Source organism: Streptomyces griseocarneus, from assembly GCF_014655595.1.
Lineage (GTDB): Bacteria > Actinomycetota > Actinomycetes > Streptomycetales > Streptomycetaceae > Streptomyces > Streptomyces griseocarneus.
On the sequence record NZ_BNBL01000004.1, the window covers coordinates 394,016 to 409,614 of the forward strand.

General features: G+C 70.7%; 14 protein-coding genes. 5 read left to right on the forward strand and 9 right to left on the reverse strand.

What is annotated here, in order from left to right:
• Positions 1-32: 32 nt before the first annotated feature.
• From IE295_RS13305 to IE295_RS13320, 4 genes are all read right to left on the reverse strand, one after another.
• Positions 33-962: a LysR family transcriptional regulator gene (locus IE295_RS13305; RefSeq protein WP_190063801.1), complete on the reverse strand. Its 930-nt coding sequence runs from the start codon at positions 960-962 to the stop codon at positions 33-35.
• 216 nt (positions 963-1,178) lie between these two features.
• Positions 1,179-1,793, reverse strand: coding sequence for a 3-isopropylmalate dehydratase small subunit (gene leuD, locus IE295_RS13310; protein ID WP_190063802.1), 615 nt, complete (start codon positions 1,791-1,793; stop codon positions 1,179-1,181).
• Positions 1,794-1,804: 11 nt separating this feature from the next.
• Positions 1,805-3,205 (reverse strand): 3-isopropylmalate dehydratase large subunit, encoded by a 1,401-nt coding sequence (leuC, locus tag IE295_RS13315; RefSeq protein WP_190063803.1) that lies wholly within the window; start codon positions 3,203-3,205, stop codon positions 1,805-1,807.
• A gap of 68 nt (positions 3,206-3,273) precedes the next feature.
• Positions 3,274-5,262: an FAD/NAD(P)-binding protein gene (locus IE295_RS13320; protein ID WP_190063804.1), complete on the reverse strand. Its 1,989-nt coding sequence runs from the start codon at positions 5,260-5,262 to the stop codon at positions 3,274-3,276.
• Between the two features lie 400 nt (positions 5,263-5,662).
• Here IE295_RS13320 and IE295_RS13325 point away from each other — a divergent pair, with 400 nt between their 5' ends.
• The 3 genes from IE295_RS13325 to IE295_RS13335 all read left to right on the forward strand — a co-directional run bounded on the left by IE295_RS13325 (position 5,663) and on the right by IE295_RS13335 (position 8,854).
• A complete protein-coding gene (locus tag IE295_RS13325) occupies positions 5,663-6,253 on the forward strand; it encodes a cysteine hydrolase family protein (RefSeq protein ID WP_190063805.1) in 591 nt (196 codons plus the stop codon).
• Complete coding sequence (locus IE295_RS13330) at positions 6,250-7,431, forward strand: pyridoxal phosphate-dependent aminotransferase (protein ID WP_190063806.1); 1,182 nt, start codon at positions 6,250-6,252, stop codon at positions 7,429-7,431. The genes IE295_RS13325 and IE295_RS13330 overlap by 4 nt, the downstream gene beginning before the upstream one ends.
• Before the next feature lie 259 nt (positions 7,432-7,690).
• Positions 7,691-8,854, forward strand: coding sequence for a LeuA family protein (locus IE295_RS13335; protein ID WP_224323002.1), 1,164 nt, complete (start codon positions 7,691-7,693; stop codon positions 8,852-8,854).
• A gap of 87 nt (positions 8,855-8,941) precedes the next feature.
• Here IE295_RS13335 and IE295_RS13340 read toward each other — a convergent pair whose 3' ends face one another.
• Positions 8,942-9,622: an IclR family transcriptional regulator gene (locus tag IE295_RS13340; RefSeq protein ID WP_190063808.1), complete on the reverse strand. Its 681-nt coding sequence runs from the start codon at positions 9,620-9,622 to the stop codon at positions 8,942-8,944.
• A gap of 335 nt (positions 9,623-9,957) precedes the next feature.
• Between IE295_RS13340 and IE295_RS13345 the strand changes: the two genes are divergently transcribed.
• On the forward strand, positions 9,958-10,677 hold the full coding sequence (locus tag IE295_RS13345; RefSeq protein ID WP_190063809.1) for a response regulator transcription factor: 720 nt from the start codon (positions 9,958-9,960) through the stop codon (positions 10,675-10,677).
• 34 nt (positions 10,678-10,711) lie between these two features.
• Here the strand turns inward: IE295_RS13345 and IE295_RS13350 are convergent, their stop codons facing one another.
• The 3 genes from IE295_RS13350 to IE295_RS13360 form a co-directional block, all read right to left on the reverse strand.
• Positions 10,712-11,977: an MFS transporter gene (locus IE295_RS13350; RefSeq protein WP_190063810.1), complete on the reverse strand. Its 1,266-nt coding sequence runs from the start codon at positions 11,975-11,977 to the stop codon at positions 10,712-10,714.
• Positions 11,978-12,104: 127 nt separating this feature from the next.
• On the reverse strand, positions 12,105-12,494 hold the full coding sequence (locus IE295_RS13355) for a cupin domain-containing protein (RefSeq protein ID WP_190063811.1): 390 nt from the start codon (positions 12,492-12,494) through the stop codon (positions 12,105-12,107).
• 152 nt (positions 12,495-12,646) lie between these two features.
• On the reverse strand, positions 12,647-13,657 hold the full coding sequence (locus IE295_RS13360; RefSeq protein ID WP_190063812.1) for a TauD/TfdA family dioxygenase: 1,011 nt from the start codon (positions 13,655-13,657) through the stop codon (positions 12,647-12,649).
• 275 nt (positions 13,658-13,932) lie between these two features.
• Here IE295_RS13360 and IE295_RS13365 point away from each other — a divergent pair, with 275 nt between their 5' ends.
• Positions 13,933-14,508 carry a TetR/AcrR family transcriptional regulator gene (locus tag IE295_RS13365; RefSeq protein WP_190063813.1) on the forward strand — a complete coding sequence of 192 codons (576 nt, stop codon included), beginning with the start codon at positions 13,933-13,935 and terminating at the stop codon, positions 14,506-14,508.
• Positions 14,509-14,563: 55 nt separating this feature from the next.
• On the opposite strand, the gene gap is transcribed toward IE295_RS13365, so the two are convergent.
• Positions 14,564-15,577, reverse strand: a complete 1,014-nt coding sequence (gene gap, locus IE295_RS13370) for a type I glyceraldehyde-3-phosphate dehydrogenase (protein ID WP_190063814.1) — start codon at positions 15,575-15,577, stop codon at positions 14,564-14,566.
• Between the last annotated feature and the right edge of the window lie 22 nt (positions 15,578-15,599).

Consider the following 15,599-nt stretch of genomic DNA (forward strand, 5'->3'; position numbering starts at 1 on the left):
GGGTGGTCGCGGCGGGCCCGTACGGCCGGGCCCTAGGACCGGGCGGCCAGCGGGTTCGCCGGGCGGCCCGTCCTGCTGGGCGGCAGGGTCCAGTCCTCGCGGTTGGCGAGGGTCTGGGCGACGGAGATGAAGGCGGCCACCGCCCGCGAGTTGTTGGACCGGGGGCTCATCCCGATGGCCAGCTTCCGGGAGACCGTGGGCGTCAGCGGCACGACGCGCAGGCCGGCCGGCATGACGGGCATCGCCAGGGAGGGCAGCACCGTGATGCCGTGTCCTCCCGCGACCATGGCGAGCAGGGCGTTCACGTCCTGCACCCGATAGGCGATGTCGGGCTCGAGGCCGACCGTGCGGAACATCGCCCGGACCATGGCCTCCATTCCGCCCACCGGCAGCAGGAGCGGTTCGGTGGAGAGCTGCTGGACGCGCAGTCCGGCATTCTGCGCCAAACGGTGCCCGGTGGGCAGGACGGCGTACATCCGGTCCTGCAGCAGCGGGATGGTGGAGAGTTCCTTCTTGGGCAGCGTCACGATGCCGACATCGATGGCGTAACCACGCAGCCAATCGGCGATCTGCATATCCGGGCCGTCGCGCAACTCGATTTCCAGCTGCGGATGTCGGGTACGGAGAGCGGTCATCAGAGCGGGCAGCAGCCGGCACGCGAAACTCTGGCTCGTGCCGATCCGGATCCGCCCCCGCAGGTCCGCGGGCGAGTTGTTCGCGGCGTGGCGCATCTGCTCCGAGTGCATGAGCACGGCACGGGTATGTGCCAATACGCGACGTCCCGTCTCGGTAAGCTCGATTCCGGTTCTGTCCCGCTTCATGAGGCCGACCCCGAGCTCTTTTTCCAGGCTCGATATGGCATGGCTCACGGCGGACTGGCTGATGTCCAGTGCCCGGGCCGCAGCAGTGAAGCTGCCCGTGTCAATAATCGCTGCAAAGGCGGCGCATTGCGAAAGCTTCATAAAACGATATGGCTCCGCACGCCAGGATGACGCGGCGCACGGAGCCAACCCCCCTCAAGTTCAGCTCGGCCCGTCCAGGATACCTGCTCGAGTATCTGTGAGCGAGGCTCATGTATCGCGAAAGAAACATCTTTCGCGCCGCTTAAGCGGGGCTTAAGCCGAAAGGGGAAAAGGGGCTTTATCGCGTGATTCTTTGTGGACCGGGTCGTTTACCGCTCAGCGGCCGGGAGCCACCGCGGCGGCGACGGTGGTGGGCAGGGCCGGCCGGCGGCCGCGCTCGTACGCCGCGATGGCCTCCTCGTGCAGCAGGGTCGCGGCGATGGCGTCGAGTCCGGCGAGCATCCGGTCGCGGGCGTCCTCGTCCAGGGTGAACGGATGGACGCGGTCCGCGCAGCGGACCTCCAGCCGCTCGAGGTCGACGGTCACCTGCGTCTCGGGCGCCGACTCCACGGTCTCCCACAGCTCCTCGACCGTGGCGAGCGGGAGCTGGACGGTCAGCAGCCCGTTCATCAGCGAGTTGCCGCGGAAGATGTCCCCGTACCGGGGGGCGATGACCACCTTGAAGCCGTAGTCCTGCAGGGCCCACACGGCGTACTCGCGGGAGGACCCGGTGCCGAAGTCGTTGCCCGCGATCAGCACCGTCGCCTTCGCGTGCTGGGGCTGGTTGAGGACGAACGACGGGTCGTCGCCGCGCCAGTCGGCGAAGAGCGCGTCCGCGTGGCCGTCGCGGGTGGTGCTGGCACAGAAACGCACCGGGATGATCTGGTCGGTGTCGACGTTGCTGCGCCGCAGCGGCGCGGCCGTGCCGGTGTGGACGGTGAACTTCTCCATGAACGTGGACCTCACAGATCGGCGGGGGCGGCGAGGCGGCCGGCCACGGCGGTGGCGGCGGCGACCGGGGGCGAGACGATGTGCGTCCGGGAGCCCCTGCCCTGCCGTCCCTCGAAGTTGCGGTTGTTGGTGGACGCCGCGCGCTCGCCCGGGCGCAGCCGGTCCTCGTTGAGGGCCGCGCACATCGAGCAGCCCGCGCCGGCCCGGAAGTCGGCGCCCGCCTCGGCGAAGACCCGGTCGAGGCCCTCCTCGACGGCCTGCCGGCGCACCTGCGCCGAGCCGGGGACGATCACCATGTGGAGGCCGTCCGCCACGCGGCGGCCCTTGAGCACGTCAGCCGCCGCCCGCAGGTCCTCGATGCGGCTGTTGGTGCACGAGCCGAGGAAGACGGTGTCGATGGCGATGTCGCGCATGGCCGTGCCGGGCTTGAGGTCCATGTACTCCAGCGCCCGTTCGGCGGCGGTGCGCTCCTCCTCGCCCTCGAAGTCGGTGTGCGCGGGCACGTGGCCGTCGAGCGGGATGCTCTGTCCGGGGTTGGTGCCCCAGGAGACGTACGGGCTCAGGGTGGCGGCGTCGAGGTGGACCTCCTTGTCGAACACCGCGTCCGCGTCCGTGCGCAGGGTCTTCCAGTAGGCCACCTCCGCGTCCCAGTCGGGGCCCTGGGGCATGCCGGGACGGGACTCGAGGTAGGCGAACGTCGTCTCGTCGGGGGCGATCAGGCCCGCCCGGGAGCCGGCCTCGACGGACATGTTGCACAGGGTCATCCGGGCCTCCATCGACAGGGCCGTGATGGTGTCGCCCCGGTACTCGATGATGTGGCCCTGGCCGCCCGCGGTGCCGATCTTCGCGATGAGGGCGAGGATGACGTCCTTGGCCGTGACGCCGGCCGGCAGTTCGCCGGTGACGTTGACGGCGAGGTCCTTCATGCGGCGCATCGACAGCGTCTGGGTGGCGAGCACGTGCTCGACCTGGCTGGCGCCGATGCCGAAGGCGAGTGCTCCGAAGGCGCCGAGGGTCGTGGTGTGCGAGTCGCAGCAGACGATGGTCATGCCGGGGCGGGTGAGGCCCAGCTCGGGGGCGATGACGTGCACGATGCCCTGACCCGGGTCGCCCAGGCGGTGCAGCGGGATGCCGAACTGGGCGCAGTTGGAGCGCATCAGCTCGGCCTGGCGGCGGCCGGAGGGGTCCTTGATGATCCGGTCGATGGCGATCGTGGGGGTGTTGTGGTCCTCGGTGCCGACGGTGAGGTCGGGCCTGCGGACCGTGCGGCCGGCGGCCCGCAGGCGGTCGAACGCCTGCGGGGTGTTCACCTCGTGCAGCAGCTGCAGGTCGATGTAGAGGAGGTCGTCTCCGGCGCTGTTGTGTCGTACGACGTGTGCGTCCCAGGTCTTCTGCGCCAATGTCGAGCCCATGTGACTCTCTCTGCTCCCTGCGATTCGTGGTGTCGGTGTGCGTGTCGGGCGTACGGTCGCCCGTGCGGTCACTGGTCGGCGTCGGCCCGGCCGGCGGCCACGCCGGTGCCCACGGCGACGGGCTCGCGCTCGGGGACGGTCAGCGCGTGGGCGGCGATGGCGTCGGCGTCCTGGACGAAGTCGGTCCAGAACCCGGGCCGGCTGCTGCCGCCCTGCATGAACCAGCGGGTGTGCTCGGTCGGGATGCCCAGGACGTACAGGCCCTCGTCGGGCTGTCCGTCCCGGCCCACCGGGTGGAAGGGCGCGCGGGTGACGAAGACGCCGCCGGTGTCGAAGGCCTCGTCGCCCCGGCCGTTGACGTACGAGGTCCAGATGCCCCGCTCGACCAGGCGCCGGGTGAGCGGCGCGGGGTCGCGGTGCAGGTCGGGGGTCGGGACGCGGGCGTCGATCACGGTGTCGACGAGCGTACGGGAGCCGGGGACGGCCGGTGAGGCCACGGCGAAGCGGCCGCTGTCCTCCTCGCCCTCGAAGGAGGTATCGGGGCCGACGACGCGCAGGTGGCCGCTGTCGATGAGGGCGGCGACCTGCCGCAGGCGGATCATGGGCGGTCCGGCGGCCAGGAAGGAGCTGCGCGGGACGAACCAGCCGAGGAAGTCGGTGCGGTGCGACCGCGGCGACAGCCCGGCGAAGTCCACCAGTTCGCGGATGATGCCCCGGGTGTCGCGCAGGACGTCGAGCGCCGCCTTCAGCGGCGAGTCCACGTTGCCCAGCTCGGCGTGGGCCAGGTCGCGGCGGAGCGCCTCGGCCAGGTCCTCGGCGAACTCCTCGGGGCCGGCGTAGGCGCGGCCGGTGAAGGGACGCGCCAGCGACTCCAGGTCCACGGGCGGCAGGCCGTCGACGCCGTAGGGGGCCGCGAGGGCCCGTACGTCCGGCACGCCCCGCTCGGCGGCGCTCAGCACGTCGGCGGCGAAGGCGGCGGCCCGCTCCTCGCCGGAGGACAGCCGGATCTGCGTGCGGAAGTAGACGAGTTCGACCTCGGCGAGCAGCCAGGGCATGGCGTCGCGGGTGAAGTCGCAGACGCCGTCGGGGCTTTCGGCGCGGACCCGTGCGGCGGAGAACAGGACGGTGCGGTAACGGAAGTCGTGGTGCTTCTGGTTGCGGCCGCGGGCCGGCAGCGGCATGCCGCTGCGCGAGCCGGCCACGAGCACCGGCTCGTCGCCGCTGGGCTCGTAGGTCAGCCGGCCGTCCGCGCCCTCGGTGAAGCGGCCGCCGCGGCCCAGGGTGAGGGCGGCCATGACGTCGTAGAAGGAGAGGCCCAGGCCCAGCACGCCGACGTTCGAGCCGGCGGGGATCTCGTCGAGCGGCATGTCGGCGGCGGAGTCGCCGCGGATGTAGCGCACGCCCGGGTGGGCGGCGGCGAACTCGGCGAGCCTCTTCTGGGTGCCGGACAGCTCGGGCTTGGCGTGGCCGGTGGTGATGACGACGCGGTCGGCGTCCAGCCACGTGCCGTCGGCCAGCGAGAGGCGGTAGCCGTCCACGGTGCGCTCGAGGTCGGTCACCTCGCCGTGCACCCGGTGCAGGGCCGCGTGCGGGGGCAGGCCGGCCTCGACGGTCTCCAGGACGAACTGCATGTACCTGCCGTGCAGGGCGCGCGGCGCGTAGCCGTTGGGGCCGGCGAAGGTGTCGGGCTCGGCCGTCTGCCACCACTGCGCGAGCGAGGGGCCGGCTCCGGGCCGGGCGGGTCCTCCGTCGGGCGTGCCGGAGAAGGAGGAGACCTCGCCCGCCACGGTGTTCATCAGGAACCATTCCGGCTGGTCCGTCCGCCACACCCGGCCGCTGCCGACCTGCACGGGGTCGATCAGGAAGATCTCCACCGGTCCCCGGGCCGGCTCCCCCGCCAGCCGGGCCGCCAGCCGCTCGACCACGCTCAGCCCGCGCGGGCCGCTGCCCACCACCGCGATCCGGTGCGCACCGCCCGCCCCGGGGCCGGTGTCGAGCGGGCCGGCCTCCGACGGCTTCGTGAGCACGGAGGAACTGGCGTCAGCGCGGTCCTTCACTTGTCAACCTCTCTCGAAAACGATCGGCGCGGGGCCCCGCCAGAACCTGTCCTGTGGGCGAGGAGGCTCCGGGTCATTCGGGCGGAGTTTTATTCCCGCTCAAATTCAATTCACCGATAACCTTGCCGACGGTCACTCTAACCGCAATCTTCTGCGGTGATCAATGCCGGGCCGTTCATGCTTTACATGAACTCTCCTCATGGACTTTCCGGGGGTGACCTGAGAGGTAAAACTGCAGGTCAGAGGCCTGATCGGATGGTTGGCCGGTTCGGCGGTGCCGCTCCTTACGCTTTCTTGACCGCTATTCGTGCATGGGTCATTTGACTGGCCAACGATCGGTTAGGTGTAATCGCCGAACACCGGCTGGCTCAGGCCAGCGTGCGGCGTACTGGGAGGGAAAATGGGGAAGCGCCCGGCATTGCTGGTGCTTGATTTGATCAACGAGATCGTGCACCCGGACGGTAAGTACGGGGCGGACGGCTACGAGCGGCAGGTGAACGAGCGGGGGGTGCTCGGGAACGCGGCACGGGCGATCGAGCGGGCGCGTGCCGCCGGCATCCCCGTGATCTACGTCGTGGTCGGGTTCTCCGAGGGGTACCCGGAGTGGCCCGCGGGTTCGCCCATCTTCAAGGTGGCCAAGGAGGACGGGCGCATCCAGCTGGGCACCTGGGCCACCGAGGTGCACGAGTCGGTCCGGCCCGCCGCCGGCGAGGTGGTCATCGCCAAGCACCGCATCAGCCCGTTCTACGGCACCGGCCTGGACCTGCTGCTGCGCAACCAGGGCATCGACACCCTCCTGCTGACCGGCGTCTCCACCGACATGGTCATCCTGGCCACGGCGCGCGACGCCCACGACCGCGACTACGCGGTCGAGGTCCTGGAGGACGCCACCGCCGCCGACGGCCCGGAGATGCACCAGGCCGCGCTCAAGGTGATCGGCCGCTGCGCGACGATCACCACGGTCGACGAGGCGCTGAAGGCGGACCGGTGAGGAACCACGTCGCGGCGCGCTTCTCCGGCATCGAGAAGTCCGCCACCTACGCCGTCCTCGAACTGGTCCACGAGCTGCGCGCCAAGGGGGTCTCCGTCCTCGACCTCGGCGGCGGGGAGCCCGACTTCGACTCGCCCGGGCACGTGGTCGCCGAGGCCGTGGACGCGCTGCGCGACGGCTTCACCCACTACTCGCCCAGCCGCGGCCTGCCCGAGCTGCTGACCGCGATCTCGCACAAGCTGCGCGAGGACAGCGGCGTCGTGGCCGACCCGGCGACCGACATCATCGTCACGCCGTCGGCGAAGCACGCCCTGTTCATCTCGCTCATGACCCTGCTCGACCCGGGCGACGAGATCGTCATACCGACGCCCAGCTGGGTCAGCTACAAGTCCATGGCGCACCTCATCGGGGCCGTCCCGGTCTCCGCCGAGCTGTCGTCCGAGGACGGCTTCCGCATCACGCGGGAGCTCCTCGAGCGGTATGTGACGGACCGTACGAAGGCGATCCTCGTCAATACGCCGAACAACCCGACGGGACGCACCCTCACCCCCGAAGAGGCCGAGGACATCGCCTCCTTCGCGCGGGACCACGACCTCTTCGTCATATCCGACGAGATCTACGAGAAGATCCGTTACAACCGCGCCGAGCACATCAGCATCGCGTCCCTGCCGGGCATGGCCGAGCGCACGCTGACCGTGAACGGCTTCTCCAAGGGCTACGCCATGACCGGCTGGCGCCTCGGCTACGTCGCCGGCCCCGCCCCGGTCATCTCGGAAGTGCTCAAGGTCCAGCAGCACTCGGTCGGCTGCGCGGGCTCGTTCGTCCAGCGCGGCGGGCTGGCGGCGCTGACCGGGGACCAGGACGTCATCGCGGAGATGGCGGACGAGTACGCCGCCCGCATGGCGCTGATCGTCAAGGGGCTCAACGCCCTGCCGGGAGTCACCTGCGACATTCCTGGGGGAGGCTTCTACGTCTTCCCCGACATTCGCGGCACGGGGTTCTCGAGCTCCGCCGAATTCGCGGAGTGGCTGCTGAACGAGGCCGGCGTCGCGGTCATGCCGGGCACCGCCTTCGGGCCCGGCGGCGAGGGGCACATCCGCCTTTCCTTCGCCACCTCGCGGGACGTCATCGAGGAGGCCGTCGGGCGCATGGCCCGTGCCTTGGCGAGGCGCTCGTAGCTCACGAGCCGGCGGCGGTTTTCCGCCGGGCTTTTCCCCGGGCAATTCCCTTGCCCGGGGAAAATGAATTGCTGTAGCTTGGAATCAATTATTGCGGCTGGAATTGCTTTCCGTATTCCGGCCTGCACTCGACCGGCGGAATTTCTGTCTGTGCCGTCGAGCTCACTCCAGACCTTTCTGTTCAGCGCCTCTGGCGGCCTGCTGCCCATTTTCCCGCAGGGGCCCGCGAGCAGAGGATGAAATGGGAGAACGACCTCTTATGCGTCGGATTTCTTTCTTCGACACTACTCTCCGTGACGGAGAGCAGGCGCCTGGTAACGCGATGGGCCCCGAGGACAAGCTGGACCTCGCGCTGCGCATCGAAGCCCTGGGCGTGGACTACATCGAGACCGGCTTCCCCGCGTCGTCGCCGAGCGACTTCGAGGCCACCCGCCTCATCTCGCAGCACCTGACGAAGGCCCGCTTCACCACGTTCTGCCGGGCCGTCGCCAAGGACATCGAGACCGCGGTGGAGGCCGGCGGCACCGCCAACCACCAGATCCAGGTCGCGGCGACCGCCAGTGACATGCACCTGCGCCACAAGCGGCGCATCACCCGTCAGCAGGGCATCGACGAGGTGGCCGAGACGGTCGCCCTCGCCCGCTCCATGGGCGTCGAGCACGTCTCCGTGGGCCTGGAGGACGCCAGCCGCGGCGAGGACGACCTGCTGCGCCCGATGACCGAGAAGGCCATCGAGGCCGGCGCCACCTGCTTCGTGGTCGCCGACACCTCCGGCGCCATGACCCCGGACCAGTACGCCGACCTCATCCGCAAGTTCCGTTCCTGGGCCCCGGCCCCGGTGCGCATCGCCACCCACTGCCACGACGACTTCGGCCTGTCGACCGCCAACGCCCTCGCGGGCCTGGAGGCCGGCGCGGACGAGGTCCAGGCGACCCTCGGCGGCATCGGCGAGCGCGCGGGCAACACCGCGCTCGAGGAGATCGCGGCGCTGCTGGCCTACAAGGAGGACCACAACGGCCTGCGCACCGACATCGACCTCGCGGCGATGTACGAGGCGTACAACGTGCTGCGCCGCGTGATCCGGCTCGAGGAGCCGCGCAACAAGGCGATCTTCGGCGCCTACGCGTTCGGCACCGCCGCCGGCATCCACCAGCAGGGCGTGCTCCGCAACCCGGCGACGTACGAGTACGTCGAGCCGGACCGGTTCGGTCGCCGGCGCTCGATCCTGATCGGCCGCCACTCCGGGCGTTCGGTCCTGCGCCACCTCCTGGACCAGCTGGGCCTCGAGGTCTCGGACGCCGAGCTGGACGAGCTGTACCGCGTCCACATCGCCGAGCGCACGGGCGGCGACTGCGAGGACCTCGAGGTGCTCAAGGAGCGGCTCGCGCGCGAGCTCGGCACGGAGCTGGTGGCCGCCGCCTAGGCACGGCCTCCGCGGCCCCGGGAGGACAGCGAGGGTCGTGGCCCGCCGGCTTCCGGCGGGCCACGGCCCGCCCGGGCGGCGGGCGGGTCAGGCGGCGCCGCGCAGCGTGCGGCGCAGGTCCTGGGCGGCGGACGCGAGGAGGGTGCGGATCTCCTCGGCCCGCGGTCCCATGCGCCAGGCCGGCCCGCTCACGCACAGGGCGGAGTTGACCCGGACGTGCCCTTCGTGGACGGGGACGGCGATGCCCAGGACGTCCTTCTCCGCCTCCCGCGACCCCATGGCGTATCCCTGGTCGCGGATGGCGGAGAGCTTTCTGCGTTCCCGTTCGCCGAGGCCCGCGGGGTCGGTGGAGTACGCGAGGAGGACGCGTCCGGCGGGTCCGTCGCGCAGGGGGAAGGCGCTGCCGACGGGGACGGTGTCCCGCAGTCCGTCGGCGGGTTCCACCGAGGCCACGCAGGCATAGCTCTCGCCCATTCGCCGGAAGTGCTGGACGCTCTCGCCGCATTGCGTGAGAAGTCGTTCCAGTACGGCGTAGTCGGTGGATGCCTCCGGTTTCGCTCCGGTGTCGTCCGCCCATGCCCTGATGCGCGGTCCGACGCTGATTCCGCCGTCCTCGTCGCGCCGCAGAATGTGTTGTTCTGTCAGTTCCCGCATGATGCGGTGGAGTGTGGAATGGGGAATTCCGGTGACCCTGCGGATTTCGCTCGGCGACCGGGCCCCCTGCGACACCGCGTCCATGACCGCCAATATGCGTACGACGTTGGCCACTTCGCCCCGACTCCCCTCCGGTTGCGGGACCGCTGAATATGTTTCAGTAGTCGCGCCAATAGTAATGTGTGGCTCGAGCAATCATTTTTCGTCAGGTGCGGGACGCCGGAGGGGAAAAAGTGACGCGCATTGCCGGGGCCGATGAACTCTCCGGCCCGATATCCGCCGCCGGCGGACCGCGGCGTTCCTGTCGCCGGACGCTGTCATGATGTCCCCGGGGAGGGGCGTCGTGATCAAGGGGAAGCGGGGTCGCCGGGAGCGTACGCCGGCATCGGGACCGCCGCCTTCCCGGCCTCGACGACTCCGTGACGATGAGATGAGCGGGAGGAAAAGCGGTGACGATCCGCACTTTTGAGGACGACTGGCTGGTCGGGGGGGACCAGAGCGAGCCCAGAGCCAGTGTCGTGCTCGCCGACGCCGATCCCATATCGCGCCGCGTCCTGGGCACGGTGCTCAGGGACGCCGCTCAACTGCAGTACATCTGCTGCGTGGACAGCCACCGTCCGCTGGAGGAGTGGCCGCTGTCCCAGGCCGATGTCGTCGTCCTCGTGGTGGGCCCGCAGGACGACCCCGAGCCGATCGTGCGGCAGTTGACCTCGCGGCGCATCCGGGTCCTGCTCATCGGCACCGGGTGGAGCAGGTACCGGGTCGACGCCGCGTTCTCCGCCGGTGCCACCGGCTGCCTGGTCAAGGACACGGAGATCGGGCGGCTGGCCACCGCGACCCGCGCCGTGGCCTCCGGCCACGTGGTGATGTCGCCCCAGCTGTTCAGCATGTTCACGGCCGCGCCGCGCGTCCCCGGGCCGCGTGCCGTGGTCTCCGCGCACCGCAGCGAGTCCCGCAGCCCCGAACGGCTGCTGCGCACGCTCACCGAGCGCGAACGCGAGGTCCTGGACCTGCTGGCGGACGGGCTGTCGACCGCGGAGGTCGCGGGCGCCCTCACCCTGTCGCCCGCCACGGTCAAGAGCCATGTCTCCCACTCCCTGAGCAAGCTGGGCGCCCGCAACCGGCTGGAAGCGGTGCTGCTGATGCAGCGGGTGCGCAGCATGCGGTGAGGGGTCGTGGGAGACATGGCGTACACCGGCGGGGTCAGCCGGCGGTGACCGGCTTGGGCCTGCCGGGCGCCAGCGGCACGGCGATCAGCGAGGCGGCGGCGACGGCTGCCCACACCACGGTCCAGGAGGACCAGCCCAGCAGGAGGGGGATGAGCAGCGGGGTGAGCGTGGCACCGGCGAAGGCCGTGGTGTTCTCCAGGCCGAGTGCGGTGCCGGCCCGCTGGGCCCCGGCCATGGCGGCGATCTCGGTGTAGGCGACGCCGTGCCAGGCGTTGGCCAGCATGCCGCCCACCGCGAGCGATATCGCGACCAGCACGGTCGGCGCGTGGGTGAGGACGGCCGCGGCGGCCATGGCCACGCCCGTGATCACTCCGACCGCCCGGACGTAGCCGCGCCGGTTGCCCGTGCGGTCCGTGTAGCGGCCGCTCCACACCCGGATGGCGGCGCCGCCGATCTGGACCGCGAGGATGGTCACGCTGCCCACGACCAGACCCGCGTCCTTGGCGTCGTGGAGGAAGATGCCCGCGAAGGACAGCACGGCGATCTGCGGCATGGTGAGCAGCGCGCTCGCCAGGGCGAGCCGCCAGCAGTCCCACCGGCGCAGCGGCGAGCGGTCGTCCGCCGCGGCGGCGGCCGCCTTGGCCGCGGCGGGAGCGTCGTCCGGCTCGTGCAGCCAGAGCCAGGTGGCCCCCGCCGTGATGAAGCAGAACGCCGCCAGCACGCCGAAGACCGGGCGGAAGCCGTAGCTCGAGGCGAGCCAGGGCAGCAGGGCGGCGCCGATGGCACCGCCCGCGGGGATGGCGGTCTGGCGGATGCTCATGGCGAATCCGCGCTCTCCCTCGCGGAACCAGATCATCACCGCGCGCCCGGAGGAGCCGTTGACGCTTCCGCCGAGGATGCCGACGAGCAGCATGGCGGCGGCGAGCAGGGCGACGGAGGGGACCGAGTCGCCGGAGGGCACGGTGAACAGCGCCATCAGCGCGAGCACCGCACCGGTGGAGAGCAGGCCGGTCAGCAGCACCTTGCGGTCGCCGAACCGGTCCGTCAGCAGGCCCCACAGGATCTCGGACACCGCGACGCCCAGCAGGATGCCGCCGAGGACGACGCCGAGCTGCCCGTTCGACAGGTGGTATTCGCCGCGCATCGTGGTGCCGGTGACGGGGATGCCGGCGAAGGTGGCGGAGAAGCTGGCCTGGGCGGCCACGCCGATGCCGAGGACGGTCCAACGGTGGTTGGGACCGTACCGCCGGGCGGTGGCGGGGCCGGGTTGTGGCGGGGCGGCTGTCGGGGAGAGTGTCACACTCACTCCTTCAAGGCTGGCGATGTGGGGGACCGGCCGGGCGTGCCGGGGGCCGGGGGCCGGGACGGGAAGACCCGGGGGGTGGCGGGCGGCGGCACGACCCGCCGCCCGCCTGCTGGGAGCGAGGTCAGAGGGGTTTGACCGGCTGCTCCCAGACGACGAGGGCGATGCAGCCCTCGGGGCTGGCCGGCGCGTGGACGCTGTCCGGCTTCATCAGCAGGAGGCTGTTCTCGGGGTAGACGCCGTCCTCGGTCCGCAGCTCACCGCTGAGGACGTAGATCAGCTCGTAGCCGGGGTGGCGGTGCTGCTGCGCCTGGGCGCCCGGCAGGTAGCGCACGATCGCGGCGGCGGGGCCGTTCTCGCCGGTCTCCACGGTGCTGTAGAGGCGGTGGACCTCCGCGCCGATGCGGCCGTCGCTGACGAGCGGCTCGAACTCGAGGTCCTGCAGGGCGAACCGGCCGTCGGGCAGCGCCGCGAAGAGCGCGGGAAGCCGTTCGGTCAGGGTCTGGGGGGACATGTAGATCTTCTCCTGGTGCCGATGTCGCGGTGCCGGTGTCGCGGTGCTGATGTCGCGGTGCTCCGCGATGCGCCCGGCTTCCGCGTGAGTGGGGCGGCCCGTACGCCTGGTAGGGGGTGGGACATAGGGGCCGCGGTGGTGCGGGTGCGGCCTTACTTGTCGCCGACGCGGCCCTGGACGCCGTCGATCCAGCGGTCGGCGTGGCGGTCGGCCGCGGCCTGGTCGCGGAAGGCGTACGTCTTCAGCAGCCAGCGCTGGCGGGCGCGCTCCGGGTCGTTGATCTCCATCTTGTCGCGGCTGTGGAGACCGTCCTGGTTGGCGAAGGTGAAGAGGTCGCCGGTCAGGATGCGGTGGCGCGTCTTGTCCGCGCGGACCAGGGCGTTCTTGAGCTCGAGCAGGGCGTCCTTGGCGATCTCCGGAGCGCCCTCGGCCACGGTGGTGCTCGTGTCCAGGTAGCGGAAGCTGTGGTTGTTCTCGAGGATGGCGTGGTTCTCGGAGACCGTCAGGTCGCCGTTGTTGTCCCGCGAGAAGACGTCGTACGGCGTGAAGAAGTACGGCTTGCGCAGCACTTCCTGGTGCTCCTCGGAGAGGTGCTTGAGCAGGTCGCGGCCGTCGACGAAGCCGGTGTAGATGTAGTCGCCGTCGGGGCTGCGCATGCCCAGCAGCGAGATGAAGTCGGCGCGGACCGGGTGCGCGGTGCGGTCGTTGTGGTAGACGAGCTCGCTGTCGCTGAAGCCGGTCTGCATGCCGCTGTAGCGGTTGATGGCGACGACGTCGATGAAGAAGTCGCCGTTGAAGCGGGTGCCGTAGGACAGCAGCGGGGTGCCCACGAGCTGGGCGAACAGCTCGAGGAAGGTCTCGCCGACGAACGTCTTCTTCTTGGCGTGCTTGTCCGCCACCGGGTCGTCCAGGTCCAGGACCGGGATCTCCGCGTCGAGCGGGCAGTTGCGCAGCAGGTGGGCCTGGGAGGCGCCGGACTCACGGTCGTGGCGGATGCGGCCGCACACCTCGGTGAAGAAGGCGGGAACCTCGCCCCGGTCCACCAGGTCCCCCACCGCACGGGAGAACGCCGAGTAGTCCTCGTACGGGCTCTTGGCGACTGCGCTCAGGACCTCGTACAGCTCACCGCGTTCGGCGTCGGACAGGACGTAGGACGGCTCCATAACCTCACCAATCTTTCCCCAAGGGCAATGACTTGTGGCCGGTGCCCAAGACTTGTGGTCAAGAGAAGTGTCGGTTCCGCGGCCGGTTCGTACATCGCCCTACGGTTGAAAGGCAGGTATTCGCCTCCCACCGCGGGAGTGGATCGACCGCATAAAAAGTGGAGACGGCCCGCCGGACCACCACCAAAGGAGGAGACGGGCCCGGTCACTTGCGGCGGGACCGGCGGTTCGGGCGCGGCTTGCACGCGATTCGGGAGGTTGCGCATAGTCGCCGTATGTCGACTGCGGAACGCCTTATCGAGAGCACGAGGGAACTGCTGTGGGAGCGGGGGTACACGGGCACCAGCCCGCGGGCCATCCAGCAGCGGGCGGGGGCGGGCCAGGGGAGCATGTACCACCACTTCTCCGGTAAGCCGGAGCTGGCACTGGCGGCCCTGCGGCGCAGCGCCGAGCGGCTGAAGGCCGATGCGGAGGTCTGGCTCGGGGGACCGGGCGGCTCCGTCGAGCGGATCACCGCATATTTGCTTTCGGAAAGAGAAGTACTGCGCGGCTGCCCGGTGGGGCGCATGGCGCAGGACGTGGAGGTCGTCGGCGACCCGGTGATGTCCGAGACGGTGGACGGCGCCTTCCGGTGGCTGCGCGGCCGCCTGGAGGAAATCCTGGAGGAGGGCCGGCGCGGCGGCGAGTTCCCCGCCGGCTTCGACGCGGCCGGCACGGCGGCCGTGATCGTGGCGGTCGTGCAGGGCGGGTACGTCCTGGCGCGCGCCGCCGGGAGCGCCGAGCCCTTCGAGCGGGCCGTCGGCGGAGTGCTGGGCCTGCTGGGGGCGGCGCCGGCCGCCGTGGCGGCGTGAGGGCCGGCGCGGCCCCCCCCCGCCGCTGCGGTGAGGGCGGCCGCGCCGGACGGTCTCAGTCCCGGCCGCCGACCATGAGGGCCAGGTCGAGGGTGCGGTGCGAGAAGCCGTACTCGTTGTCGTACCAGCCGATGGCCTTGACCACGGAGCCGCCGCCGGGGCGGTCGCTGACCATGGTCAGCTGGGCGTCGAAGGTGCACGAGGCCGGGGTGCTGACGATGTCCGAGGAGACGATGGGGTCCTCGGTGTAGACCAGGTAGTCCGCGAGGTCGCCCTCGGCCGCCTTGCGGAACGCCTCGTTGACCTCCTCGGCGGTGACCACGCGGTCCAGCTCGACGGTCAGGTCGACCACGGAGCCGTCGATGACGGGCACCCGCATCGACAGGCCGTCCAGGCGGCCGGCCAGCTCGGGCAGGACCAGCCCGATGGCGCGGGCGGCACCGGTGCTCGTGGGGACGATGTTGGCGGCCGCGGCCCGCGCGCGACGGTAGTCCTTGTGCGGGACGTCCTGGATGCGCTGGTCGCTGGTGTAGGCGTGGACCGTGTTCATCAGGCCGCGCTGGATGCCGAAGCTGTCGTTGAGGACCTTGGCCATCATCGCGGCGCAGTTCGTGGTGCACGAGGCGTTGGAGATGATCCGCTGGCTGCCGTCGTACGCGTCGGAGTTGACGCCCATCACGACGGTGAGGTCCTCGCCGGTCGCCGGCGCCGAGATCAGCACGCGGCGCGCACCGGCGTCGAGGTGACGCTGAGCGTCCTTCGCGTTCGTGAATACGCCGGTGGACTCGACCACGACGTCGACGTCCAGCTCGCCCCACGGCAGGTCCGCCGGGTCCTTCTCGCTCAGGACGCGTATGCGGCGACCGTCCACCACGAGGTGGTCCCCGTCGACCTCCACGCGGCCGTCGAGGCGGCCGTGCACGGAGTCGTACTTCAGCAGGTGGGCCAGCAGGGCGGGCTCGCTGAGGTCGTTCACGGCGACGATTTCCACGTCGCTCCGGCGCAGTGCTGCGCGGGCGACGGTGCGGCCGATGCGGCCGAAGCCGTTGATGGCAAGACGCAGAGTCATGTGATCCGAGTCCCTTCTCGAG

Excerpts from the sequence above, each read along its gene's own strand:
- leuC (WP_190063803.1), bottom strand. The coding sequence starts at position 3,205 with ATGGGCTCGACATTGGCGCAGAAGACCTGGGACGCACACGTCGTACGA.
- IE295_RS13335 (WP_224323002.1), top strand. The coding sequence starts at position 7,691 with ATGCGTCGGATTTCTTTCTTCGACACTACTCTCCGTGACGGAGAGCAG.
- IE295_RS13365 (WP_190063813.1), top strand. The coding sequence starts at position 13,933 with ATGTCGACTGCGGAACGCCTTATCGAGAGCACGAGGGAACTGCTGTGG.
- leuD (WP_190063802.1), bottom strand. The coding sequence starts at position 1,793 with ATGGAGAAGTTCACCGTCCACACCGGCACGGCCGCGCCGCTGCGGCGC.
- IE295_RS13355 (WP_190063811.1), bottom strand. The coding sequence starts at position 12,494 with ATGTCCCCCCAGACCCTGACCGAACGGCTTCCCGCGCTCTTCGCGGCG.
- gap (WP_190063814.1), bottom strand. The coding sequence starts at position 15,577 with ATGACTCTGCGTCTTGCCATCAACGGCTTCGGCCGCATCGGCCGCACC.
- IE295_RS13360 (WP_190063812.1), bottom strand. The coding sequence starts at position 13,657 with ATGGAGCCGTCCTACGTCCTGTCCGACGCCGAACGCGGTGAGCTGTAC.
- IE295_RS13325 (WP_190063805.1), top strand. The coding sequence starts at position 5,663 with ATGGGGAAGCGCCCGGCATTGCTGGTGCTTGATTTGATCAACGAGATC.
- IE295_RS13305 (WP_190063801.1), bottom strand. The coding sequence starts at position 962 with ATGAAGCTTTCGCAATGCGCCGCCTTTGCAGCGATTATTGACACGGGC.